Annotated in this window: 26 protein-coding genes; 11 read left to right on the forward strand and 15 right to left on the reverse strand. The window is 69.0% G+C overall.

Annotated features, from left to right (window positions below):
• Positions 1-29: 29 nt before the first annotated feature.
• The 6 genes from urtE to BLQ63_RS02430 all read right to left on the reverse strand — a co-directional run bounded on the left by urtE (position 30) and on the right by BLQ63_RS02430 (position 6,727).
• A complete protein-coding gene (urtE, locus tag BLQ63_RS02405; protein ID WP_091027738.1) occupies positions 30-722 on the reverse strand; it encodes an urea ABC transporter ATP-binding subunit UrtE in 693 nt (230 codons plus the stop codon).
• Positions 706-1,461, reverse strand: coding sequence for an urea ABC transporter ATP-binding protein UrtD (urtD, locus tag BLQ63_RS02410; RefSeq protein ID WP_091027741.1), 756 nt, complete (start codon positions 1,459-1,461; stop codon positions 706-708). The genes urtE and urtD overlap by 17 nt, the downstream gene beginning before the upstream one ends.
• Positions 1,462-1,537: 76 nt before the next feature.
• Positions 1,538-2,614 carry an urea ABC transporter permease subunit UrtC gene (gene urtC, locus BLQ63_RS02415; RefSeq protein WP_091027743.1) on the reverse strand — a complete coding sequence of 359 codons (1,077 nt, stop codon included), beginning with the start codon at positions 2,612-2,614 and terminating at the stop codon, positions 1,538-1,540.
• Positions 2,615-2,679: 65 nt separating this feature from the next.
• The gene (urtB, locus tag BLQ63_RS02420) at positions 2,680-3,564 is read right to left on the reverse strand and encodes an urea ABC transporter permease subunit UrtB (protein ID WP_091027746.1); all 885 of its coding nucleotides are present in this window, start codon (positions 3,562-3,564) and stop codon (positions 2,680-2,682) included.
• A 28-nt stretch (positions 3,565-3,592) separates the two neighbouring features.
• On the reverse strand, positions 3,593-4,873 hold the full coding sequence (urtA, locus tag BLQ63_RS02425; RefSeq protein WP_091027750.1) for an urea ABC transporter substrate-binding protein: 1,281 nt from the start codon (positions 4,871-4,873) through the stop codon (positions 3,593-3,595).
• A 345-nt stretch (positions 4,874-5,218) separates the two neighbouring features.
• The gene (locus tag BLQ63_RS02430) at positions 5,219-6,727 is read right to left on the reverse strand and encodes a serine hydrolase domain-containing protein (RefSeq protein WP_091027754.1); all 1,509 of its coding nucleotides are present in this window, start codon (positions 6,725-6,727) and stop codon (positions 5,219-5,221) included.
• Positions 6,728-6,812: 85 nt separating this feature from the next.
• On the opposite strand from BLQ63_RS02430, the gene BLQ63_RS02435 reads away from it, so the two are divergent.
• Together BLQ63_RS02435 and BLQ63_RS02440 are read left to right on the forward strand one after the other, a co-directional pair.
• Positions 6,813-7,454 (forward strand): TetR/AcrR family transcriptional regulator, encoded by a 642-nt coding sequence (locus BLQ63_RS02435; protein WP_091027756.1) that lies wholly within the window; start codon positions 6,813-6,815, stop codon positions 7,452-7,454.
• Positions 7,455-7,583: 129 nt separating this feature from the next.
• The gene (locus tag BLQ63_RS02440) at positions 7,584-8,222 is read left to right on the forward strand and encodes a hypothetical protein (RefSeq protein WP_091027760.1); all 639 of its coding nucleotides are present in this window, start codon (positions 7,584-7,586) and stop codon (positions 8,220-8,222) included.
• 6 nt (positions 8,223-8,228) lie between these two features.
• Here the strand turns inward: BLQ63_RS02440 and BLQ63_RS02445 are convergent, their stop codons facing one another.
• The gene (locus BLQ63_RS02445) at positions 8,229-8,810 is read right to left on the reverse strand and encodes a hypothetical protein (RefSeq protein ID WP_143014732.1); all 582 of its coding nucleotides are present in this window, start codon (positions 8,808-8,810) and stop codon (positions 8,229-8,231) included.
• A gap of 147 nt (positions 8,811-8,957) precedes the next feature.
• Between BLQ63_RS02445 and BLQ63_RS02450 the strand changes: the two genes are divergently transcribed.
• From BLQ63_RS02450 to BLQ63_RS02460, 3 genes are all read left to right on the forward strand, one after another.
• The gene (locus BLQ63_RS02450) at positions 8,958-9,569 is read left to right on the forward strand and encodes a TetR/AcrR family transcriptional regulator (protein WP_091027767.1); all 612 of its coding nucleotides are present in this window, start codon (positions 8,958-8,960) and stop codon (positions 9,567-9,569) included.
• Between the two features lie 5 nt (positions 9,570-9,574).
• Positions 9,575-10,024, forward strand: coding sequence for a hypothetical protein (locus BLQ63_RS02455; RefSeq protein ID WP_091028621.1), 450 nt, complete (start codon positions 9,575-9,577; stop codon positions 10,022-10,024).
• Between the two features lie 166 nt (positions 10,025-10,190).
• Positions 10,191-10,646: a hypothetical protein gene (locus tag BLQ63_RS02460; RefSeq protein WP_091027771.1), complete on the forward strand. Its 456-nt coding sequence runs from the start codon at positions 10,191-10,193 to the stop codon at positions 10,644-10,646.
• 167 nt (positions 10,647-10,813) lie between these two features.
• Here the strand turns inward: BLQ63_RS02460 and BLQ63_RS02465 are convergent, their stop codons facing one another.
• A complete protein-coding gene (locus tag BLQ63_RS02465) occupies positions 10,814-11,119 on the reverse strand; it encodes a hypothetical protein (protein ID WP_091027774.1) in 306 nt (101 codons plus the stop codon).
• Positions 11,112-11,468: a hypothetical protein gene (locus BLQ63_RS02470; RefSeq protein ID WP_143014733.1), complete on the reverse strand. Its 357-nt coding sequence runs from the start codon at positions 11,466-11,468 to the stop codon at positions 11,112-11,114. The genes BLQ63_RS02465 and BLQ63_RS02470 overlap by 8 nt, the downstream gene beginning before the upstream one ends.
• Before the next feature lie 222 nt (positions 11,469-11,690).
• Between BLQ63_RS02470 and BLQ63_RS02475 the strand changes: the two genes are divergently transcribed.
• Positions 11,691-12,521 carry a DUF5753 domain-containing protein gene (locus BLQ63_RS02475; RefSeq protein ID WP_143014734.1) on the forward strand — a complete coding sequence of 277 codons (831 nt, stop codon included), beginning with the start codon at positions 11,691-11,693 and terminating at the stop codon, positions 12,519-12,521.
• Complete coding sequence (locus BLQ63_RS02480) at positions 12,508-12,843, forward strand: DUF397 domain-containing protein (protein ID WP_091027785.1); 336 nt, start codon at positions 12,508-12,510, stop codon at positions 12,841-12,843. Before BLQ63_RS02475 ends, BLQ63_RS02480 begins: the two co-directional genes overlap by 14 nt.
• On the opposite strand, the gene BLQ63_RS02485 is transcribed toward BLQ63_RS02480, so the two are convergent.
• Together BLQ63_RS02485 and BLQ63_RS02490 are read right to left on the reverse strand one after the other, a co-directional pair.
• Positions 12,830-13,300, reverse strand: a complete 471-nt coding sequence (locus BLQ63_RS02485; protein WP_091027788.1) for a hypothetical protein — start codon at positions 13,298-13,300, stop codon at positions 12,830-12,832. The genes BLQ63_RS02480 and BLQ63_RS02485 overlap by 14 nt on opposite strands.
• A gap of 229 nt (positions 13,301-13,529) precedes the next feature.
• Positions 13,530-14,198 carry a TetR/AcrR family transcriptional regulator gene (locus BLQ63_RS02490; RefSeq protein WP_091027791.1) on the reverse strand — a complete coding sequence of 223 codons (669 nt, stop codon included), beginning with the start codon at positions 14,196-14,198 and terminating at the stop codon, positions 13,530-13,532.
• Between the two features lie 82 nt (positions 14,199-14,280).
• On the opposite strand from BLQ63_RS02490, the gene BLQ63_RS02495 reads away from it, so the two are divergent.
• The 4 genes from BLQ63_RS02495 (at position 14,281) to BLQ63_RS02510 (ending at position 17,503) form a co-directional block, all read left to right on the forward strand.
• Positions 14,281-15,201 carry an alpha/beta fold hydrolase gene (locus tag BLQ63_RS02495; protein ID WP_091027793.1) on the forward strand — a complete coding sequence of 307 codons (921 nt, stop codon included), beginning with the start codon at positions 14,281-14,283 and terminating at the stop codon, positions 15,199-15,201.
• A 105-nt stretch (positions 15,202-15,306) separates the two neighbouring features.
• On the forward strand, positions 15,307-16,257 hold the full coding sequence (locus BLQ63_RS02500; protein WP_091027797.1) for an aminoglycoside phosphotransferase family protein: 951 nt from the start codon (positions 15,307-15,309) through the stop codon (positions 16,255-16,257).
• 209 nt (positions 16,258-16,466) lie between these two features.
• A complete protein-coding gene (locus tag BLQ63_RS02505) occupies positions 16,467-16,910 on the forward strand; it encodes a hypothetical protein (RefSeq protein ID WP_091027800.1) in 444 nt (147 codons plus the stop codon).
• A gap of 38 nt (positions 16,911-16,948) precedes the next feature.
• Positions 16,949-17,503 carry a dihydrofolate reductase family protein gene (locus BLQ63_RS02510; protein ID WP_091027803.1) on the forward strand — a complete coding sequence of 185 codons (555 nt, stop codon included), beginning with the start codon at positions 16,949-16,951 and terminating at the stop codon, positions 17,501-17,503.
• Positions 17,504-17,518: 15 nt separating this feature from the next.
• Here BLQ63_RS02510 and BLQ63_RS02515 read toward each other — a convergent pair whose 3' ends face one another.
• The 4 genes from BLQ63_RS02515 to BLQ63_RS02530 all read right to left on the reverse strand — a co-directional run bounded on the left by BLQ63_RS02515 (position 17,519) and on the right by BLQ63_RS02530 (position 21,023).
• Positions 17,519-18,985: an amidase gene (locus BLQ63_RS02515; RefSeq protein WP_091027807.1), complete on the reverse strand. Its 1,467-nt coding sequence runs from the start codon at positions 18,983-18,985 to the stop codon at positions 17,519-17,521.
• 86 nt (positions 18,986-19,071) lie between these two features.
• Complete coding sequence (locus tag BLQ63_RS02520) at positions 19,072-19,428, reverse strand: DoxX family protein (RefSeq protein ID WP_091027811.1); 357 nt, start codon at positions 19,426-19,428, stop codon at positions 19,072-19,074.
• A 19-nt stretch (positions 19,429-19,447) separates the two neighbouring features.
• Positions 19,448-20,113: an NAD(P)-dependent oxidoreductase gene (locus tag BLQ63_RS02525; RefSeq protein WP_091027816.1), complete on the reverse strand. Its 666-nt coding sequence runs from the start codon at positions 20,111-20,113 to the stop codon at positions 19,448-19,450.
• A 25-nt stretch (positions 20,114-20,138) separates the two neighbouring features.
• Positions 20,139-21,023 carry a sigma-70 family RNA polymerase sigma factor gene (locus tag BLQ63_RS02530; protein WP_218125014.1) on the reverse strand — a complete coding sequence of 295 codons (885 nt, stop codon included), beginning with the start codon at positions 21,021-21,023 and terminating at the stop codon, positions 20,139-20,141.
• Positions 21,024-21,169: the final 146 nt, after the last annotated feature.

Below are 21,169 nucleotides of genomic sequence, written 5' to 3' on the forward strand. Positions count from 1 at the left end.
ATCGGGACGGGAAGGGCGAGGGGCGCGGGTCATATCGACATCGCCTCACGCACCCGCGACTCCGCCTCCGCGCCCGTCTCACCCGAGGAGGCGACCCGGCCCGAACGCAGCACGTGGTACCGGCTCGCCGCCTGGAGTGCGAAGCCGAGGTGCTGTTCCACCAGCAGCACCGAGAGTCCGCCGCGCGCGGCCAGGTCCACGATGGTCGACTCGATCTCGGCCACCACGTTCGGCTGGATGCCCTCGGTCGGCTCGTCCAGGATCAGCAGCCGCGGCTCGGTGATGAGCGCCCGCGCGATCGCCAGCTGCTGGCGCTGGCCGCCGGAGAGCAGTCCGGCCTGGCGTCCGAGGAGGGGGCGCAGGGCGGGGAAGAGGTCGAGTTGCGCGTCGATGAGGGCCTTGGCGTTCTTGCGGCCGTCGGCGACCAGGCGCAGGTTCTCCCCCGCGGTCAGGTGCGCGAAGCATTGCTGCCCTTGGGGAACGTAGGCCATGCCGGCTTTGACGCGCTTGTTCGTGGCCTTGGCGGTCACGTCTGCGCCGTCGAACTCGATGGTGCCGGACATGGCCGGGATGAGGCCGACGATGGCCCTCAGGAGGGTGGTCTTCCCGGCGCCGTTGTGGCCCATGACGGAGACGACCTGGTCGGCGCCGATCTCGAGGTCGATGCCGTGGACGACGGCGGAGCGGCCGTAGCCGCAGGTGAGGTCATGCAGTCGCAGCATCGGCGGGCTCCTTCTCGTCGGTCGCGGTGCCGAGGTAGACCGCCTGGACGCGCGGGTCGCCCGAGACTTCGTCCACCGAGCCGGAGGCGAGCACGGCCCCGGCGTGGAGGACGGTGACGCGGTCGGCGAAGGCCCGCATGAAGTCCATGTCGTGTTCGACCACGGCCACGGCGCGGTCGGCGGCGATGTCGTGGAGCAGGCGCCCGGTGGTGTCGCGCTCTTCGTGGCCCATGCCGGCGATCGGCTCGTCCAGCAGGAGCACGTCGGCGTCGCCGACCAGGAGCATCCCGATCTCCAGCCACTGCTTCTGCCCGTGCGCGAGGATGCCCGCCGGGGTGTCGGCCTCCTTGCCGAGGCCGATGCGGTCCATGGTCTCGACCACGTTGGCGGGCAGGTGCTTGCGACGGCGCAGGAGCGCCCACGGGGAGCGTCCGGCGCCGGCGGCGATGTCGAGGTTCTGGGCGACGGTGAGGTCCTCGAAGACGGTGGCGGTCTGGAAGGTGCGGCCGATGCCCTTGCGGGCGATGTGGTGGACCTTCTTGCCGCGCAGCTCTTCACCGTCTTTGACGACCGAGCCGGAGTACTTCGCGAGGCCGGTGACGGCGTCCACGAGGGTGGTCTTCCCGGCGCCGTTGGGGCCGATGAGGAAGTGGACCTCGCCGCGGTCGAGTGTGAGGTCGACGCCGTTGACGGCTTTGAACCCGTCGAAGTCGACTTCGATGTTCTTGCAGATGAGCACAGCGTTTACTCCGTTTCGGGGAAGGCGAGCGAAGCGAGCCGGAGGGCGGGGCGACGGGTGCGGGCCAGTGCGGTGGTCATGCTGCGGCCTCCACTGGTGCCGGTGTGCGCTGGAACCGTTTCGTGAGGGCGGCGACCGAGGCGATCCCGCCGGGGAGCAGGGCGATGACGAGGATGAACAGGAGCCCTTGGGCGTAGGTCCACGCGGAGGGGAACTGCTCGGACAGGGCGGTCTGGGCCCAGGCGACGGCGAGGGCGCCGACGACGGGGCCGACCAGGCTCGCGCGGCCGCCGATGGCGACGCCGAGGATGAACATGATCGAGGGGACGATGCCGATGCTCGCCGGGGAGATGATCCCGACGACGGGCACGAAGATCGCTCCGGCGACCGACGCGAACAGGGCGGCGGTGGCGTAGGCGACCACTTTGATGTTCGCGGCGTCGTAGCCGAGGAACCGGACGCGCTCTTCGGCGTCGCGGACGGCGACGAGGAGTTCCCCGTACCGGCTGCGGCGCAACTGGAGTGCGATGGCGACGACGACCAGGAGCACCCCGGCGGCGATGAAGTAGAGCATCTGCTGGTTGACCGGGTCGTCGAGGTTGTACCCGAAGAAGTACCGGAACCGGGAGAGCCCGTTGAACCCGCCGAGGGACTGCTGTCCGATGAGGAGGATCGCGAACGCGCCGGCGAGGGCCTGCGACAGGATCGCGAAGTAGGCGCCCTTGACGCGGCGCTTGAAGACCGCGAGGCCGAGCACGACCGCGAACGCGGTGGGCAGGACGAGGATCGCCGCGATCGTGAAGACCGGCGAGCTGAACGGGGCCCAGTAGGCGGGCAGTTCCCTGATCCCGGCCAGTTCCATGAAGTCGGGGACGGCGCCGGGGCCGTTCCTGAACTCGGCGTCGGCCATCTTCAGGTGCATGGCCATGAGGTAGGCGCCCATGCCGAAGAACACGCCCTGGCCGAGGGTGAGCATCCCGCCGCGCCCCCAGGCCAGGCCGATGCCGACCGCGACGATCGCGTAGCAGGTGAACTGGGCGAGCAGTCCGAGCCGGAACCCGGACAGGACCAGCGGGGCGAGTCCGAACAGGACGAGCGCGGCGGCGGCGAACCCGGTCCACGTGCCGAGGCGTGTTGCGAAGAAATTGCGCATCAGCGTTTACTCCGATTCGGGGAAGCGAGCGAAGCGAGCGGCTGGGTGGGGTGACGGGTGTGGGCTCATGCGAGGCTCCTGGTCCGCAGCGTGAACAGGCCCTGGGGGCGCAGTTGCAGGAAGACGACGATGACGACGAAGACCCCGACCTTCGCGAGCGAGGCCGTCGAGTAGGTCTCGAACACCGCCTGGAACGTGCCGAGCGCGATCGCGGCGACGACCGCGCCCTTGATGCGGCCCAGGCCGCCGGCGACCACGACGAGGAACGCGTCGACCAGATAGGACTGGCCGGTCGTCGGACTCGTGGAGCCGATCAGCGTGAGCGCCACGCCTGCGACGCCGGCGAGGCCCGAGCCGATGAAGAACGTCCCGGCGTCGACGGTTCGCGAGGAGATCCCGGCGGTCTCGGCGAGGTCGCGGTTGCCCACGACCGCGCGGATGCGCCGCCCCGCCGGGGTGAACCGCAGGACCAGCGTCACCGCGGTGACCGCCACGATCGCGAGCCCCATGATGAACAGGCGCGTCTTGGGGACCGTGGTCCCGAGCAGGTCGACGCCGCCGCGCAGGAACTCCGGGACCGTCACGTTCACCGCGGGGGCGCCGAAGACGTCACGGGCGACCTGCTGGAGCACCAGCCCGACGCCGAACGTCACGAGCAGCGTGTCGAGCGGCCGGTGGTAGAGGTGGCGGATGAGCAGGGCCTCCAGGACCCAGCCCATGATCCCCCCGACGAGGAAGCCGATGGGGAGGGCGATCAGGAGGGAGACGCCCGCGTCCCCCACGACCTGCTGGGTGACGTACGCGGTGTAGCAGCCGGCCATGATGAACTCGCCGTGCGCCATGTTGATGACGCCCATCTGCCCGAACGTGAGCGACAGTCCCAGCGCGGCCAGCAGCAGGATCGACCCGGTGCTCAGGCCGGTGAACAGCTGCCCGATGAAGAGGTCCACGGTGTCTCCTTCCCGATCGCCTGCGGTGCTATTCGGTGACGGTGAGGTCGGCGGCCCAGTCGTAGCCCTCGAGGAACGGGTCGGGCTCGATCGGGCCCTCCGACTCCCAGACGGTGTAGAGCAGGCCGTCGGCGCTGATCTCGCCGATGCGGGCGGTCTTGGTGACGTGGTGGTTGTCCCCGTCGATCACGACCGTCCCTTCAGGGCTGTCGAACGAGACCCCGTCGGCGTTGGCCTGGATGTCCTCGACGGCGAACGACTCGGCCTTCTCCACCGTCGCGGCCCAGAGGTACACCGAGTTGTAGGCGGCCTCCATCGGGTCGGAGGTGACGCGGTCGGCGCCGTACTCGGCCTTGAACGCCTCCACGAACGTGGTGTTCGCCGGGGACTCGACGGTCTGGTAGTAGTTCCAGGCCGCCAGCTGGCCCTCGATGTTCTCCACGCCGATGCCGCCGACCTCCTCTTCGGCGATCGAGACGCTCATGACGGGCATCTCCTCGGCGGTGAGGCCGACGTTGGCGTACTCGCGGAAGAACGCGACGTTCGAGTCCCCGTTGAGGGTGTTGAAGACCGCGTCCGCGCCCGAGGCGCTGACCTGGTTGACGATGGTGGAGAACTCGACCGAGCCCAGCTGCGCGTAGTCCTCGCCGAGGATCTCGATGCCCTTGTCGGCCGCGTACGCGTTGATGATCGCGTTCGCGGTGCGCGGGAAGACGTAGTCGGACCCGACCAGGTAGAGCGACTTCACGCCGGTCTCGGCGAGGTAGTCCAGGGCCGGGATGATCTGCTGGTTGGTGGTCGCGCCGGTGTAGAAGATGTTCTCCGACGCCTCGAGGCCCTCGTACTGGACGGGGTAGTACAGCAGCGAGTCGTTGTCCTCGAAGACCGGCAGCATCGCCTTGCGCGAGGCGGAGGTCCAGCCGCCGAAGACCGCGGCGACGCAGTCCTCGCGGATGAGCTTCTCGGCCTTCTCGGCGAAGACCGTGGGCTCGGAGGCCCCGTCCTCGGCGACGATCTCGATCTCCTTGCCCTGCACGCCGCCTGCGGCGTTGATCTCGTCCACGGCCAGGTAGATGGCGTCGCGGACCGTGGTCTCGGAGATGGACATGGTGCCGGACAGGGAGTTGAGGGCGCCGACCTTGATGGTATCGCCGGAGGTGTCGACACAGGACTCGGCGGCGGCGGTCTCCTCCCCGGCGCGCGAACCGCACGCGGCGGTGGCGACGAGGCCGGTGATGGCCACGGAGGCGGCGAGGGTGCGGGCGAACGTGCGGGCGGGGCTGGGGAGGGTGGTGAAGCGGTGAGGCATGTGCAGTGTCAGACCTTTCGCAGAGGAGCGTCCCGGCGGTCGGCCGACATCGACGGGATTCGAAGTCAGCGCGGTAGGGGTGCCGGGTCTGCATGGGCACCGCCGCAGTTCAGGGCGGTGTACAGGCGCGTATACAGCGTCGTATCCGCACTGGATTCAAACTAAGGTCGCGATGTTTCACCGCCATGCGCGTCAAGCACAGCCATATGAATTACGGTTGCCGACGCGTAAACAAGAACGCACAATCGCGCCGACGCGAGAAGAGCCCCGGCACTCGCCGGGGCTCTTCGAAATCGGGTGCGTTGCCCGAGTTGAACTTGCGCGACTCGGGCACAAGGGGGTCGGTCAGGCGCGGCTCGGACGCGATCGCCGCCTCGTCCGGGAGGGCCGGATGCGCACGACCGCGTTCCAGATCCTCACGGCCGCAACGATGAGCGCGGCCACGCCGAGGGCGGTCGTCAGCCCGGCCACGTCGGGGGCCATGCCCGTGAACGCCGCCCGGCTCGGCGCGAGACCCGGCACCACCACGAAGGACACGTACGCCACCGCGAGCCCCGCGACCGTCCAGCACCCGGCCCCGACGATCAGCGCCGCCGGTGACGCCTTGCGCGCCTTGCCCATGCGGATGAAGGTGCGCACCACCAGGAAGGCCGACGCGGCGATGAGCAGGCTCAGCCCCACCAGCAGCACGGGATACAGCGGGTCGGACGCCGTCTCGGCCGGCTCGCCGCCCGCGAGCATCCGGGCGGCGCCGAGCATCGTGCCCACCAGTTCGGCGTCCTGGAAGTACCCGTACCGGTTCTGCGCCACCACGACCGCGCGATCCAGCTCGGGCAGCAGGATCACCCCGGCCGTGAACCCCGGCGCTCCCCCGGTGTGCCACACGGTGCTCGTCCCCAGGTCCGCGTTGCGCTCGTCCACACGCCAGCCGAGCCCGTAGTCGACGGTGTCGTTCACCTCGACCGCACCGGTCTGCATGAGCGCCACCGACTCCGGGGTGACCACGCCCGCGAGGCGCTCCTCGTCCAGCATCGCCTCGGCGAAGCGCTGCAAGTCGGTGATCGTGCCGCCGAGATAGCCGTAGCTCGGACCGGTCTGGTCGAACCGGGTCTTGATCGGACGCGGCAGCCCGAAGACCACCGAGTGGCCCCGGGGCACCTGCCGCGCTTCGTCCCCGGTCGCCACGACCGTGTCCATCCCGAGCGGGTCGAGCACGGCCGTGCGCAGGTAATCCGCGTACGGAACGCCCGCGACGGCCTCGATGACCGCGCCCAGGACGACGTAGTTCGCGCTCGCGTAGGCGAAGTCCTCGCCGGGGTCGGCGAGCGGCTCGACGTCGGCGAGATCGGCGACGGCCTCGCCGTAGGGGTCGTCGCGGTGCCCGAAGTCGTCGGTGATCCCGGTGCCCTCGGGAATGCCGCTGCTCTGTTCGAGCAGGTGGCGCACAGTGATCCGGTCCGAGCGGTCCTCGTCGGCCAGCGCGAAGTCGGGCAGGTAGGCCGCCACGGGCTCGTCGAGGTCGAGCAGGCCGTCCTCGACGAGGGTCATCGCGGCGGTCGCGGTGACGGGCTTGGCGACCGAGCCCCACAGGAACGGCGTGCCGAGGTCGACCGGGCCGGCGCCGCCGGTCTCGCCCCAGGCCGAGGCGTACGTGTCGCCCTCGAGGTCGATGATCGCGTACGACGCGCCGGGGACGCCGGTCTCCTCGAAGCGGTCGTGGAGGTAGCGCTCGATGCGCTGGTGGGTCTCGTCTTCGGGCGCTTGGGGCAGCGGTCCGGTGGGCGGGGTGAACGAAGCGAGCGGCGTGAGGGCGGCCAGTGCGGCCGCCAGAGCGGTGGCAGTGGGAGTGTTCATGGCTTCCTATGGGTGTTGAGGAAGTGGTCCGATAACCATACGACGGTATGGCAACGCCATAACCATACATCGGTATGATTATGGAGTGCCAAGGACCGCAGACCACGACCTCCGCCGCGCCCAGATGGCCGAGGCGGTGCACCGCCTCATCGCCCACGACGGCCTGGACGCGGCGACCATGGCGGCAGTGGCCCGCGAGGCCGGGTTCTCCGTCGGCCTGGTCCAGCACTACTTCACCTCGAAGGACGACCTCCTGCTGTTCGCCTACGAGCGCATGACCGCCGACCAGCTCGGCAGGGTCGCCCGCCTGGTCGAGGAGGGCGAGGCCGCGCAGCAGCCGATCCGCGCGATCCTCAAGCGCTGCATGCCCCAGCTGTGGCCCCTCGATGCGCCACGCCGCGGCGAGTACCGCGTCAGCCGCGTCTTCCATGCCAGGGCGCTGGACAACCCCACCATCGCCGAGGTCGGCCGCCGGACCGCCGCGGTCGTGCGGGCGCAGATCGCGCGGGCCGTGGCGAACGGGAAGGAGTGCGGCGAGGTCGAGAAGGGGACCGATGCCGAACTCGCGGCCGTGGAACTCGCGGCCCTCATCGAGGGCCTGGCCGACGACCTCTACCGCGAACCCGGGCCCCCCGTCGGCGAGCGCACGATGGACGGTGCCGCGCAGGCCGTCCTCGAATCGCGCCTGAGGGCGCTCTTCCCCGGCGAGTGCCGCCACTACGCCTGAGACCGCGCGAGTGCGGCCCCGACAAGCGGCGCTCGCGGACCGGTCGGCAGCGGATACGTCGACGCGACCCTGCCCTGAGCCGCTGCGATACGGTGGCCGGACCCGCCCCCGTCGCAAGCAAGGAGCACCATGCCCGCAGCCGAGTGGCTCCGCGAGAGCCGGAACAGGGAGAACGTCTACGTCACCACCCCCGAGAAGGCCGCGACCGAAGCCGAGATCGCCGGGGCCATCGATCGGCTCGAAGGCCTCGAATCCGGCTGGGGCGGCGCCAAACCCGCCTGGTTCCAGGTGGTCGAGCGGTTCGGCTACTGGTGGTATCTCATCTCGGCCGCGCTCGGCTCCGCCTTCTTCATGCTCTTCGCCACCAACGACGACCCGACCTGGATGAAGGCCCTCTTCGGTCTCAGTGCCGGACCCCTCATCCTGCTGGCCCTCCAGATCGTGATCACCGGAGCCGCATGGATCCAGGTCAAGCTCACCAGCGGCGGCAAGAAGGCCCAAGCGGCCCGGCGGCGCGAGGCCCAGCGGACCGTCCGGCGCGTGATCGACCCCGACCGCATCGGCACGATCCTCGCCAGGCACCCCTTGGACGAAGAGCGGGTCCACCGCCTCGCCTGGGACGCCGGAGTCGGGGGAAAGAACCGCGATCGGGCGGATCAGGAGCTCCACGAGCTCTGGCGCCGCGTCGACCCCGAGGGCGCCCGCGAACTGGACGCGAAGATCCGCGACCTCCAGGAGAAGCTCGCCCCCTTCCGCAAGGAGGACTGACCGCCCTCAGGCGGCCCGCAGGCGCCGGAGCCGGATCACCTCGACCGCCGCCAACGCTGTGAACAGCCCGAGCGCCGGCACGATCCCGACGCCGATGATCGAGCCTCCTACCTGGTCGACGAGGCTCGGGTGGACCGTGGTCGAGAACAATATGCGGGGGACCTCCAACGCCGCGTAGAGCGCCCCGGCAGCGAGGAAGTACGTGGCCGCGGCCAGCACGAGACCGGCGAGCGCCGCGGTCAGCCGCGAGACCGCCCGCTGCCTCTTGTCGCGGATGAACGCGGTCGCCACGCCTCCCGCCGCGCAGACCATCACACCGATCCCGAGGGCCGTCAGCCATTCCGGCAGCTCGGTCGCGCGCAGGATGACCGAGGGGAATTCGCGGCCCTCGTTCGAATCCACATCGGCTTCACCAATGAGCACACCGACGCCGTCGAGACACGCTTCGACCAGTATGTCTTCTTCTCCGCACGACGCCTCCGCCACCGGCAGGACCAGGAACAGCGCCCCTGCCAGCGCGAACAGCACAGGGCTCGCGAGATACCGCAGCCAGTCCAGCAGTCCCCGACTTCGATCCGGTTCGCTCATCGGCAGAGCATAGGAGGACTCCGCCAGGACCGGTATGGGCGGATGCAGGCGCTACTGCTCCGGCCGAGACACGAACACGGGCACCAGTTGAGGCACTGTCCGCAGCATCATTAGTTACAATACAGAGCTGTACTGTATTGTAAAACCATGAGCACTGACGACCGCACTCCCGGCCGACCGCGCAGCCGAGAAGCCGACGCCGCGATCCTGGCCGCCTCCCTGGAACTCCTCATCGAACGCGGCGCCGAAGCGACCAGCGTCGAGCAGGTCGCACGCCGCGCCGGCGTCACCCGGGCCACCGTGTACCGGCGCTTCCCCGACAAGACCAGCCTCCTGCTCGCCACGATCGAGTCCGCCTACGGCAATCCCCCGCCGACCCCGGAGATCCGCGACGTCGAGCACCTGCTCACCGGATGGGCCTCCGTCCTCGCCGACCCGTTCCAGCGCCGACTCCTGCGGCGTCTCTACGGCTCGTTCGAGGACTTCCCCGAGATCGCCGAGGCCTACAGAGACCAGCTCGGCGCACAGCGCAGCGACGCCCGCATGCGGGTGTTCGAGCAAGCCAGGGAACGCGGCGAACTCCCTGCGGACACCGATCCCCAGGTCCTGCTGGACATGCTCACCGGTGCGGGCTGGCAGCACCTGGTCACCCGGCCCGACACCTGCACCGCAGAGGAGACCGGGCGATTCCTGCGGGCCGTCCTGCACCAGGCCGGCTACCGCCCCGAGAACGCAACGACCAAGACCACCGAGGAGTGATCGACATGCAGACCGCCAGTATCGAAGCACAGCTGCGGACCCGGGCGTTCGCCCGCGTCCTCGGCCCCTACATCGCCACCTTCACCACCATTTACGCGATACGCCTGGGCGAGGGCATGGAGGTCATCGACGAGCTGTTCTCCTCGCCCGCCCTGGTCATGATGCTGGGAACGTTCATGTTCCTGGGCGGGTTGATCATCATCGCCGGCCACCGCAGCTGGCGCGGTCCCCTGGCCATCGCGATCTCGCTGTTCGGCTGGTTCGTGGCCCTGCGCGGCGTCGCCTTGATCGCGACGCCTGACGCGATGCAGTCGGGCGTCGACGCGACGCTGGACTCGTCAGGCGCGACGCTCGCGGCCCGGCTCTTCTTCGCCGCCCTGGCGATCATGGGCCTGCTGCTGGCTTATGCCGGCTGGTTCACCAAGCCGAAGGCACCGCAGCCGGCCGAAGCGTAGACCCGAATTCCGGACCCGAATTCAGGAGCGCCGCCCTTCCGGCGGCGCTTCCTGCCGCTCTCCCGCCGGTCTTCCGCCTGGTGACGACGGCCTCCCGCACCCATACTGATCTGCGAGAAGCCTTCCGAAGCTCCTCACCGCGCAGCGAGGACTGGAGAACCACCCCATGTTGATCACTCTCAAACGAACGCTCAAGAAGTGTCTGACGGGCCTGGCCGCGTTCTCGATCGCCGGTTCCCTGGCTGGGGTGGCCGTCTTCGGCACCGCGACGGCCGCCGCTGCGGACGAGGTCGGTGTGCAGTCGATCTACTGCGAGAGCGGCACCAGCGCCGTCCATGTCAACGGGGTCGGCGTCAACGCGATCCAGCACTTCGCCTGGGCCAAGTGCAGGGATAGCGTCCCCAGCAACCCCAGCGTCTTCGCACTCTCATGGAAATGCACCGGCCAGTCCGGCATACACGGCAGCCGCTGGTATGACGCGAACGGGCAGACGATTCGCGGCTACTGCCCGATCGGCCAACGAGTTGAGTACTACTGGCCCTCTACCAGCCCAGGGCCCGTTTCCTTAGCCGGCGCGCGATTGACCGACGCCTCCCCGGTCGCCGATCATGAAGCGCCCTGATACGGGCCGGTCGACCCCCCACCTGGGATCGACCGGCCCGTTTTGGTGCGGCCGTTCTGCAACGGCCCCACCGGGAAGACGCGGCGGTCAGAACGTGGCCGCCGCTGACGCACGCCCTGGGGGAACGTGTCGACGGCCCACCGCCGCGCCCTGGCTTTGAGGACGGTTCAGGTGTTCTCGGGATCGGCGATCAGCCGGTGGGCGTTCTCGAGGATCCAGGGGCACCATTCGTCGTTGCGCCAGGCGCCGAACCATTCCGGGATCGCTTCGGGTTCGACCGTGAAGCGGCAGATCTCGCGCGGGCCCGCGCCGTCGTTGCACTCGATCCGGTACTCGGGCAGGAGGAGCGGGTGTGTGCTTCCTTCGGCGCCGACGCGGAAGACCGAGAAGACCGCTGGGCTCCGCTCGAAGTAGCCGAGCCAGCCGTCATCGCACGGGTCGGTTTCGGTTTTGGTGGAGGTGCTGTCAGCCATCGCAGAACCTCACGGTGCCCAGGCCGCCTTCGCGGCCGTTGTCGCGGTTGGTGCGGTTGTCGATGGCGTGGCCGTTGTAGAAGACCTTGAAAGCGGCGTCCTCGACCCAGACCTTCCAGTCTGGAGCGAAGGTCCGCCAACCGTTGCCCCAAGTGGCATGCAGGTGCCCGGAGTTGAGTCCCGAGACGATCAGGACGAGATCGGCGCAGTTGCCGTCCGCACTGACCTGGAACGAATCTGGGGCTGAACTGGTTGATGCGCGAACCGCGAACTTGGTGTGCCCATCGCTGAACTCGCCGCGCACCAATGGATCTCGCGGTTCGGGTTGGCGGTGAAGTGTGTCGGACATGCTGTGCCTCCTCCTGATCGGATCGGTCTCCGCAAGCTGAACACAACATAAGTGCAGGTCAAGGGCTGACACAATGTCCTCTATCGCGCCCCCTATCGCCTGCACTCGAATTCCCGCACCGGGAAATCGGCGTCGTGAAATCGACATCAGGAATCCTGGGGCGCGAATGCCGACGCTTCACTGGGGTTCCGTTCTGTCACACCCTCGTGTCACCATGTGACGATGGCAGGCGAAAACTTCCTCCAAAGAGAACTCGGCCGGGTACTCAGCAAGTACCGCAAGCTCAAAGGGTTCACCAAAGAGCAGGCGGTCTGGTTCCTCGGCACCTCAAAGACCATCTATGACAGCTATGAGAGCGGCAAGCTCCAATACCCCGAACCTGGGATCCTCGGCGACTGGCTGCGCGACCTCGGCGCGCCCCAAGCTGCCATCGACGACGCCAAGGCGAAGGCGAAGTGGATCCGCCAGGGCAACCCGGCCAACTGGCTGGAGCAGGCGCCATCAGGGTTCGATCACTTCACCCAGATCGAACTGATCGCCGAGACGATCTTCATCCACGAGGACGCCTTTGTCCCAGGGCTGTTCCAAACGCCTGCATACGCCGATGCCGTGGTGGCGACCAATCCGAACATGACCGCCGAACTGCGCCGCGATGCGGTCGGGTTCCGAATCCAGCGCGGCGAATCGTTGTTCTCGCGCCCGGGAGGCCCGCCGCAGATCCAAGCGGTCATCGCAGAGCGGGCACTGACCATCTTCCGGGGCACCGACATCTACGAGCCGCAGGTCGAGCATCTCGCGGAGCGAAATCGCATCGAAGGTGTCGAGATCTTCGTCGTGCCCAGCGGCACTAGCCACGCCTCGAACGGCAGGTCATACCGCATCATGACCTTCGCCGACAAGAAGGACCCGGATGTGGTCTACCAGGAAAACCTCTTCGGCAGCCACTACGAGGCGGACAAGGAGAGAGTTGCTCGGTGTCGTACGCTTTCTTCTGCCACACTCCCCGTGGCCTTGGGGCTAGAAGAGTGGAGAGATACCGATGCTGACAGGTGAGTGGAAGAAGTCCTCCCGCAGCGGAAATGAAGGCGGCGACTGCGTCGAAGCCCGCTGGAAGAAGTCCTCCCGCAGCGGCAACAACGGCGGGGACTGCGTCGAAGTTCGTGGCCACGCTGGCGTGGTCCAGGTCCGTGACACCAAGCTCGGCGAGACCTCGCCGATCCTTGACGCCTCCCCCGCCGACTGGCGCGGCTTCCTCACTGCCGTCGCCAAGTTAGGGACCCTTCCCCAACCCCGCAGCCCCACGCTGCGAACCGGACTGCAACCAGGGCCGGAAGCCGATGGCTTCCGGCCCTCATTCGCACTCAGTCGACCTTGACGTAGTAGTCCTCACTGCGGGTGTGGTCTTCGAGCTGGTAGGGGTAGAGCTCGATCTGCTCGTCCTCGGTGAAGAGCAGGGTGCCGCCCAACCCAGCGACTTCGGAGTCGGTCTCGACATACTCGCCCTCGTCGGACTCGATGCAATCAGCGCCGCGATGCTGGTCCCCGTTGTCCAGAGTGACGTAGATGCTCTCACAGAGCTGCCAGGTTCCGTCGAACTTGCCCTCCGGCACCTCCCACCCAATGCGCTCACTGAAGGACGAGGGATCGGCCGTGAAGGTGCCGTCCGCGTAGAACTCGACCGTCTCCCCGTGACCGTTCTCCCAGAGCCCCACCACCTCGTCAAAGGGGACCGGCTCTTCGGGAGGGTCTTGAACGGGAGCGGAGAATCCGCAGGCAGTCGCCGCGAAGACGGCTCCAGCGGCGAACGCGATGCGGCGGGCGAGGGTTTTCATTGTGGCTCCATCCGAGCGGTCTCGTTCAGCAGATCGACTCTGAACACGCTCGTTTCCGCCCGAAGGTTACACGCACTCTTGAACTAGTTCAAAAATGAGCCGATAGGCTCATCACGCCGTTGCGAAAATCAACATGCCACGAGACGCTACACCGGCAGCGTCTCACTAATTGAACAGCGGAAACACTGCCTCGCAAGGAGATTGGAATGTCCGGCGAGACTGTGCGATCTCAGTTGATCAGCCCCGACAGCATCTTGGTCAGTGCCGCGACACGGCGATCGACCGGCGCAGCCATTGAGGCGACCAAATCCCCCATCAATGCGGCGATCCGAGGCCGCTCTCCGCTCTCCGCAACATGCGCGAGGTAGGCGACCGCCAGCCGAGGCCGATCGGCGCTCGCGCGCTCGTTCAGCGCGAATGTGGCCACAACGGCGTTGAGCAGGGCGAAGATCTCGAGCTTCGCCCGCCCGTCCCCAGGATGGCCCTCGAGCACCTCGAGCACGTGGTCCAGGACCTTGACCGCGTTCGGGCCGAGCGACGGACGGGTCAGCACCAACTCGGGCAGCCACCGGTGCCGAGCCATGACCCTGTACATCCCCTCCCCCACCGCGACAAGATCGCTCAACTGATCCCCGGTCACCGGTTCCAGCCGAATGTCGCCGGCGGTCGCGTCGACCATCAAGTCCAGGAGGTCGTCGCGGCTGGCCACATAGCGGTACAGCGATGCCGCGCCGGTCCCCAGTTCCACCGCCACGTTGCGCATCGACACCGCCTCCAGCCCGCCCGCGTCCGCGACCGCGAGCGCGGCGGCGGTGATCTCGGAGCGGCTGCGCACGGCAGGTCGGCCGGCTGCGGCACGTTCGGGTCGCAGCCAGATCGGTTCGGCGTCGTCGGCCATGTCACTTCCCCCTGCCGTTTGCGAACACTGTACCCGAAGGCTAGACTTCGGGAACACTGTTCGCGAACTCCGAGGAGGAGCCATGAACCAGGCCCGGCAGCAATCGACCGCCCCGCAGCCGACCGGCTACGCGAAGAACGGCAAGGTCCGCATCGCCTACGAAGACCTCGGCGGCGTCGGCGGCGAACCGCTGCTCCTCGTCATGGGCGCGTCCGTGACCAGGTTCTGGTGGCCGACCGGCTTCGTCCGGGAGCTGATCGACCGGGGCTTCCACGTCGTCTCCTTCGACAACCGGGACTCGGGCCAGTCGACCCACTTCCCGGCCGCGGCCGCCCGGCCCGTGACGGCGCTGTTCCGGCGCACGCCGCCCGCCTACACCGGCGAGGACGTCACCGACGACGCCGTGGCGGTCATGGACGCCGTCGGCTGGGACTCGGCGCATCTGTTCGGCCACTCCAACGGCGGCCTCAACGTGCAGCGCATCGCCCTGCGCCACCCGGACCGGGTGCGCAGCATCGCCGTCTCCGCCGCGGTCTCCAGTGACGCGACCCGGCTGCAACTGCTGCGCCACATCCGCTTCGGCACCGTCGCGAAGATGGCGCGCCTTCGCTTCCCCGACACCCGCGAAGGGCACCTCGCCATGTCGCTCGCGGTCTCGCGGGCGCTCGCGTCGCCGGGGTATCCGTTCGACGAGGCCGAGGCGTTGTCCCGCATCGAGAAGGACGAGTCCGGCTCAGTCAGCGACCCGAACACCATGGGCCGTCAGCTCGGAGCGCATTGGAGCGGCGGGCGGCTCGCGCAGCTGCGCGTCCCGGCCGTGATCCTGTACGGCGACTCGGACCAGCTGATGCGACTCTCCGCGGCGCATCAGCTCGCCGAGTCCATTCCGGGTGCTCGACTGGTCATCGTCCCGGGCGTCGGCCACGACATCCCCGCGGGCGTCTGGCCCCGGTACGCCGAGGAGATCCGCGCGAACGCCGACGCCGCCGCGTCAAGGTGTTGAAATCCATCGCTCGGTGGACCACGCCGAACCGGTCGACCGCGCCCTCTGCGCGGCGGTCTCGCAATCGAGTTGACCCGGACGGAGGCGAGCGGCCAGGCTCGGAACATGCATAGCCTCAATACCGAACTCCCTGAGATGGTGCGCGCCAAAGCGAACGGAATCGGGGATGCCGGAACCCGCTGGCTCACCGACCTGCCCGAACTCATCGCCGACCTCGAACACGAGTGGTCGATCGAGGTGGGACCGGCCAACCAGGAAGCGACGGAGGCGTTCGTCGCCGAGGTCCGGACCGCGGACGGGCGCGGAGCCGTCCTCAAACTGACCATTCCGATGCCGTGGCGGACCGGGCAGCTCAGCGCCATCGAGCGCGCCGAGGGCCGAGGCTACGTCCGGCTCCTGAAATCCGACCGGGACCGCCACGCGATGCTCCTCGAACGACTGGGGCCCACGCTTTCGGACAGCGGCCTGGAGCCCGATCAGCTCATCACGACCCTCTGCGACACCCTGCGCGAGGCGTGGACGCTCCCGCTGGAAGCCGACCTGACCACCGGCAGCGAAAAGGCGCTCCACATGGCCGAGTGGGTCCCCCGGGTCTGGCGGGAGCTCGACCGGCCCTGCCCGGCGGCGGTCGTCGACCGCTTCCTCCGCTTCGCCGACAGCAGGGCGCGGGCGCACCGCGACGACGTAGCGGTCCATCTCCACGGCGATCCCCACCCCGGCAACGCCTTGCGAGTGCCCGAGCCCCGCCCCGGCGCCGCTTCGGGGTTCGTCCTGATCGACCCCGACGGCCTGGCCGCCGAACCCGCCTACGACCTCGGCGTCATCCTCGCGGGCTGGGACAACCGCTCGGCAGGGCGGCAATACCTCCTCGGCGGCCACGACGCGCTCCCCGTCGCCCGCAAACTGTGCGCCCTGCTCGCGGACGGCTCCGGCGCCGATCCACGAGCGGTGTGGGAGTGGGGCTACCTCACGCGGGTGGCCACGGGCGTCTTCGCGCTCCAGCACAGAGCGGCATGGGGCCACGACAAACTCGCCGTCGCGGCCCGACTGCTTTGAAGGAGTCCGAAGGGCGGTATCGGTTCTCGGCACGTGTTCGGGTCCTCCGGCCTTGCCCCGGAGCCGAGTTCCACTGACTCGGAGTCGATGCACATAGATCCAAGCTGCCGGAGTGCGCGGGTGACCGGAAACCGGTGAATTCCGGCCCCGGGCGTCGTCTACTCATTCGGGGCGATGCCCGCACACACCCACCGCGGAAGGACTCGATCATGCGCAATCCGAAACTCGAGCTGCTCGAAGGGCTCGTCGGCTCGTGGAAGCTGACGCTGTCGGACGCCTGGTTCCTCGAACCGGCCGGGACCGAGGTCCCGGGGACCGCCACCGTCGAGTGGCTCGGTGACGCGTTCCTGGTCATGAAGTGCGACCTCGACGGCGAGCTGACCATGGTGTTCGGGCGCAGCGACGCGAACGACGCCTATACGGCGCTGTACCAGGACGACCGCGGCGTCTGCCGGGTCTTCGCGATGACGTTCGACGGCGCGAACTGGACGCTCCTGCGCGAGGACCCCGACTTCCACCAGCGGTTCATCGGCGAGATCGGGCCCGACCGCATCGTCGGGCGCTGGGAGGCGTCCGAAGACCAGGGGAAGACCTGGCGCAAGGACTTCGATCTCGCCTACGACCGCGTCGAAGACGGCGCGAACGCCGAATAGGCCCGGGTCGTGTCGGTCCACCGCCGTAAGCTCAGGTCATGGGAGTTCTCCGATACTCGATCAACACCACACTGGACGGCTGCTGCGACCACGAGGCCGTGAACGCCGACGAGTCCCTGCACCGGCACTCGACCGAGACCATCGGGCGCGCGGACGCGCTCCTCTTCGGGCGCGTGGTCTACGGGATGATGGAGGGGGCCTGGCGCCTCCCCGAGTCCGGTGAGCCGCCGGAGTGGATGGAGCCGTGGATGGTCCCGTTCGCCCGGGCCATCGACGCCAAGCCGAAGTACGTCGTCTCCAGCACCCTCGAGAGCGCCGACTGGAACGCGCAGCTGGTGGAAGGCGACCTCGCGGAGGCCGTCCGCGCCCTCAAATCCGAGTACGACAGCCTCTACACCGGCGGCGTGACCCTTCCGCTCGCCCTCGCCGAACTCGATCTCATCGACGAATACGAATTCGTCATCCATCCACGCCTCGCCGGCCGCGGCCCCGCCCCTTTCGCGGGCCTGACCGCCCACATCGACCTCGTCCCCACCACCCGGTTCGACCTCGCCTGCGGTGCCGTGGTGGCACGCTACGAACCGAAGCGCTGATCCGGAGCCCTCGCTTCAGATCCCCGCGCCCCTCGGTGCCTGGAAGCCGCCGATGCTCTCCTCGAGCAGTTCGGCCAGCCGCAGCGGGGTGCGGTCCTCGAACATCGGGCCGATGAGCTGCACTCCCACCGGCAGGCCCTCGGGCGAGGGGCCCGTTGGAATGGCGGTGGCGGGCAGGCCGGGCATGGTCGCCAGACCGGCCCAGACGAGCTGGTCGAAGTACGGGTAGTCGACGCCGTCGATGTCGATCCGGCGGCCCAGCAGATCGGGGTCGTGGTCGTGCGGGAACGCGGGAGTCGGCGTGATCGGGCAGACCACGGCGTCGAACTCGGCGAAGAACTGCCGCCAGCCGTGGCGGTGGAGCTCGCGATCGTTGATCGTCTGGATCCAGTCGCGGTGGCTGGACACCATCGCGCGCAGGCGCGCCGCGTCGAGACTCCGGTCGTCCTCGCTCAGTTCGGCGGCGCGGGCCTGCAACTGCTCGTACGCTTCGACGGCGAAGACCGCGACGGAGCCCGAGAACAGCAGGTGCATGTAGAGCGTCGCCGCCTCGGCCAGATCGGGCAGCAGCGGACTGTGCCGCTCGACCCGGGCGCCGCCCTCGATGAGTGCGTCGGCCACCCGGTTCACGCCGGCCCGCACGGCGGTCCCGGTCGCGAGGTTCGGATGCTCGTCGAGGACCAGAACCCGGAAGTCGCTCAGCCGCTGGTGGCGTGCGGGCGGAAGCGTCAAGTTGTAGGCCTTGCCGTGCGTCAGCGGGTCCGGCCCGGCCATGATGTCGAGCAGGAGCGTGAGGTCGCGGGCGGTGCGCGCCATCGGGCCGACGACGGCGAGGTCGAGGTCGACCGGGAGCGGAGCCGCAGGCGGCGGCGCGACCATGCTGCGGGTCGCCGCCAGCCCGACTGTCGGCTTGTGCGCGTAGACGCCGCAGAAATGCGCGGGGGTGCGCAGCGAGCCGGCGAGGTCGGAGCCGATGGACAGCGCGCCGAATCCGGACGCCAGGGCCGCCGCCGAGCCGCCGGAGGACCCGCCCGACGTGCGGTCGTGGTCCCAAGGATTGTTGGTGGTGCCGTAAATCTCGTTGAAGCTCTGGATGTCCTGGAGACCCAGGGGCACATTGGTCTTGCCGAGCACCACCGCGCCGGCGGCCCGGAGCCGCGACACCTGCATCCCGTCCTCGGACGGCACATTGTCGCGGTGTTCGGGCATGCCCCAGGTCGTGGGCAAGCCCGCGATGTCGTTGGACTCCTTGACCGTCACCGGGACACCGAGCAGCGGCCGGTCCTCGCCGCGGGCGCGCGCCCGGTCGGCGCGGTGTGCCGCGGCCCGCGCACCGTCGAAGTCCGGCACGCAGACCGCGTTGATCGTCTTGTCGTCTCGCTCGATACGGGCGATCGCCTCGTCGGTCAGCTCCACCGAGGTCACTTCACCGGCGCGCATGGCGGCCACGAGTTCTTCGGCCGTCGAGAAATTCCAGTCCATGAAACCGACCGTATAGGCCCTCGAACGGAGCCACCAAATGTTGATTTACGCAAGGGGGAAAGGGGTCTCGAGCCGACGCGGGTGCCTCAGGCGAGCGCCAGGTCGAGGGCGAGCGTCGCGATCGCGGTGCCCAGGAAGGTGAAGGTCAGGAAGGTCTCCTTGGGCCAGAAGTTCGCGAGCACGTGCGAGTGGACCGCGCAGGTCCAGAACAGGACCAGGCCCGCCGCGGCCGCGGTGCCGATCGGCGGCACGGCCAGGCCGATGAGCAGGCCCGCGCCGCCGAGGACTTTGAGCGTGCCGATCGGGAAGACGAGCATCGAGTGCGGGATGTGCGCGCCGTCCAGCAGCGGGTAGATGACCTTGAGCCGGGCGATGGACCCGATCCCCGAGCCGAGGTTGAGCGCGCCCGCGGTGAGTGCGAGGACGAGATAGAGCGTGGACATCGTTGTACTCCTTGGGGTTTCAGTAGGCGGCGGTGAGATTGGTGCGCGAGGCGCGGGGGTCGCCGATCGCGGCGATCATGCAGTGGGCGGCGTCGGCCCGCGAGAGCCGCAGCGCCCGGGGCAGGCTGGTGCCGTAGGCGACCTGGTAGCGGCCGGTGAGCGGACCGTCCGAAAGGTACGGCGGGCGCAGCGCGGTCCAGTCCAGGCCGCTCTCGGCGAGCAGCTCCTCCATGGCCGCGACGTCGCGCATGTGGGTGCCGATCACGGCCCGGGCGATCCGCAGGGTCACCAGGTTCATGAGCGGGCCCGCGCCCGGCTCGCGCCGGAGGGGCTTGGGGCGGTTGGGGGTTGCGACGGTCGAGAGGCCGACGCCGCTGACGGCGATGATCCGCCGCGTCCCGGCCGCCTGCATCGCGGCGATGATGCGCGCGGTGCCGGGGCCGACGATGCCGGTCTCGGCCTTGGAGCGCGGGCCGAGGCAGGACAGGACCGCGTCGGCCCCGGCTACGGCCGTGATGAGCGGGTCGGCGACCGGGTCGGCGAGGTCCACGGCGAAGGAGCGAACCTGCCGGTCGAGTCGGGAGGGGTCGCGGGCGACGGCGGTGACGTGGTGGCCCGCGTCGAGGGCTTGGGCGAGCACGGCGCGGCCCACCCCGCCCGTCGCCGCGATGACGGTGAGTCTCATATGGATTCCTTGATCGTGTTGCGCCTCAGCGCAAAGTGGTGAGCTTCTCGGGGTTGGTGACGGCGTAGAGGGCCGCGACGCGGGCCCCGTCCGGGGTCAGGTCGAGCATGAGGACGCCGACCGTGCGGCCCTCGCGGACCATCAGGGCCGAGTGCGAGCCGTTCACGGGACGGAAGTCGACCGCGAGGCCTTCGGAGCGGAACACCGTGCGCCGCAGCAGGAGTGCGGCGATGCGCTCGACGCCGCGCATGGGCCGGGGTCCGGCCGCGGGTCCGATCCCGCCGCCGTCGCAGGTGAGGACCACCTCGGGCGACATGAGGCCGATGAGCGCGTCCAGGTCGCCGCCCGCGACGGCGGCCATGAAGCGTTCGGTCACCTGCCGGTGCACGGCGGGGTCGACGGCGTACTTCGGCCGCCGGGACTCCACATGGGACCTGGCGCGGTGCGCGGTCTGGCGGACCGAGGCGGGCGTGCGCCCGAGCAGCCCGGCGATCTCGGCGTGGCCGTAGCCGAAGACCTCGGCGAGGACGAACACGGCCCGTTCGTGCGGCGTCAGCGATTCGAGGACCACCATGAGCGCCAACGAGACCGACTCGGTCCGCAGCACCTGCTCGGAGCCGTCCGGGACGGCCTCGGTGAGCACGGGCTCGGGCAGCCACGGCCCGATGTAGGTCTCGCGGCGGCGCTTGACCGCCTCCTGGCGCGCGATGGCGGCGTTGATCGCGACGCGCACCAGATAGGCGCGGGGATGCTCGATCGGCGCGCCGTGCGAGCGCGCCTCCCATGCGAGCCAGGCGTCCTGAAGGACGTCCTCGGTGTCGGCGACGGTGCCGAGCATCCCGTAGACGATGCCGAACAGCAGTTCGCGGTGCTCGGCGAACACGGCTTGCGGCGTAGGTGGTGCGGTCACGGCGGCCCTCCTCGTTCCGGTGTCGCGTTCCTAGAGCGGAACGGGGGCCGCGGATGTGACACTGCGAGCCCGATCGTGACCGGGCTCGCAGTTTCTCGATGAGCGCGCGGCGTCAGCCGTGCTCGCTCTTGCTCTTCAGTTTCGAA

The sequence above is a fragment of the Glycomyces harbinensis genome, assembly GCF_900101745.1.
Taxonomy (GTDB): Bacteria; Actinomycetota; Actinomycetes; order Mycobacteriales; family Micromonosporaceae; genus Glycomyces; species Glycomyces harbinensis.

Bases quoted from the DNA above. Each gene is read 5' to 3' on its own strand.
- urtE (WP_091027738.1), bottom strand. From the start codon at position 722: ATGCTGCGACTGCATGACCTCACCTGCGGCTACGGCCGCTCCGCCGTC.
- urtC (WP_091027743.1), bottom strand. From the start codon at position 2,614: ATGCGCAATTTCTTCGCAACACGCCTCGGCACGTGGACCGGGTTCGCC.
- urtA (WP_091027750.1), bottom strand. From the start codon at position 4,873: ATGCCTCACCGCTTCACCACCCTCCCCAGCCCCGCCCGCACGTTCGCC.
- BLQ63_RS02430 (WP_091027754.1), bottom strand. From the start codon at position 6,727: ATGAACACTCCCACTGCCACCGCTCTGGCGGCCGCACTGGCCGCCCTC.
- BLQ63_RS02440 (WP_091027760.1), top strand. From the start codon at position 7,584: ATGCCCGCAGCCGAGTGGCTCCGCGAGAGCCGGAACAGGGAGAACGTC.
- BLQ63_RS02445 (WP_143014732.1), bottom strand. From the start codon at position 8,810: ATGAGCGAACCGGATCGAAGTCGGGGACTGCTGGACTGGCTGCGGTAT.
- BLQ63_RS02450 (WP_091027767.1), top strand. From the start codon at position 8,958: ATGAGCACTGACGACCGCACTCCCGGCCGACCGCGCAGCCGAGAAGCC.
- BLQ63_RS02455 (WP_091028621.1), top strand. From the start codon at position 9,575: ATGCAGACCGCCAGTATCGAAGCACAGCTGCGGACCCGGGCGTTCGCC.
- BLQ63_RS02460 (WP_091027771.1), top strand. From the start codon at position 10,191: ATGTTGATCACTCTCAAACGAACGCTCAAGAAGTGTCTGACGGGCCTG.
- BLQ63_RS02465 (WP_091027774.1), bottom strand. From the start codon at position 11,119: ATGGCTGACAGCACCTCCACCAAAACCGAAACCGACCCGTGCGATGAC.
- BLQ63_RS02470 (WP_143014733.1), bottom strand. From the start codon at position 11,468: ATGTCCGACACACTTCACCGCCAACCCGAACCGCGAGATCCATTGGTG.
- BLQ63_RS02475 (WP_143014734.1), top strand. From the start codon at position 11,691: ATGGCAGGCGAAAACTTCCTCCAAAGAGAACTCGGCCGGGTACTCAGC.
- BLQ63_RS02480 (WP_091027785.1), top strand. From the start codon at position 12,508: ATGCTGACAGGTGAGTGGAAGAAGTCCTCCCGCAGCGGAAATGAAGGC.
- BLQ63_RS02485 (WP_091027788.1), bottom strand. From the start codon at position 13,300: ATGAAAACCCTCGCCCGCCGCATCGCGTTCGCCGCTGGAGCCGTCTTC.
- BLQ63_RS02490 (WP_091027791.1), bottom strand. From the start codon at position 14,198: ATGGCCGACGACGCCGAACCGATCTGGCTGCGACCCGAACGTGCCGCA.
- BLQ63_RS02495 (WP_091027793.1), top strand. From the start codon at position 14,281: ATGAACCAGGCCCGGCAGCAATCGACCGCCCCGCAGCCGACCGGCTAC.
- BLQ63_RS02500 (WP_091027797.1), top strand. From the start codon at position 15,307: ATGCATAGCCTCAATACCGAACTCCCTGAGATGGTGCGCGCCAAAGCG.
- BLQ63_RS02505 (WP_091027800.1), top strand. From the start codon at position 16,467: ATGCGCAATCCGAAACTCGAGCTGCTCGAAGGGCTCGTCGGCTCGTGG.
- BLQ63_RS02510 (WP_091027803.1), top strand. From the start codon at position 16,949: ATGGGAGTTCTCCGATACTCGATCAACACCACACTGGACGGCTGCTGC.
- BLQ63_RS02515 (WP_091027807.1), bottom strand. From the start codon at position 18,985: ATGGACTGGAATTTCTCGACGGCCGAAGAACTCGTGGCCGCCATGCGC.
- BLQ63_RS02520 (WP_091027811.1), bottom strand. From the start codon at position 19,428: ATGTCCACGCTCTATCTCGTCCTCGCACTCACCGCGGGCGCGCTCAAC.
- BLQ63_RS02525 (WP_091027816.1), bottom strand. From the start codon at position 20,113: ATGAGACTCACCGTCATCGCGGCGACGGGCGGGGTGGGCCGCGCCGTG.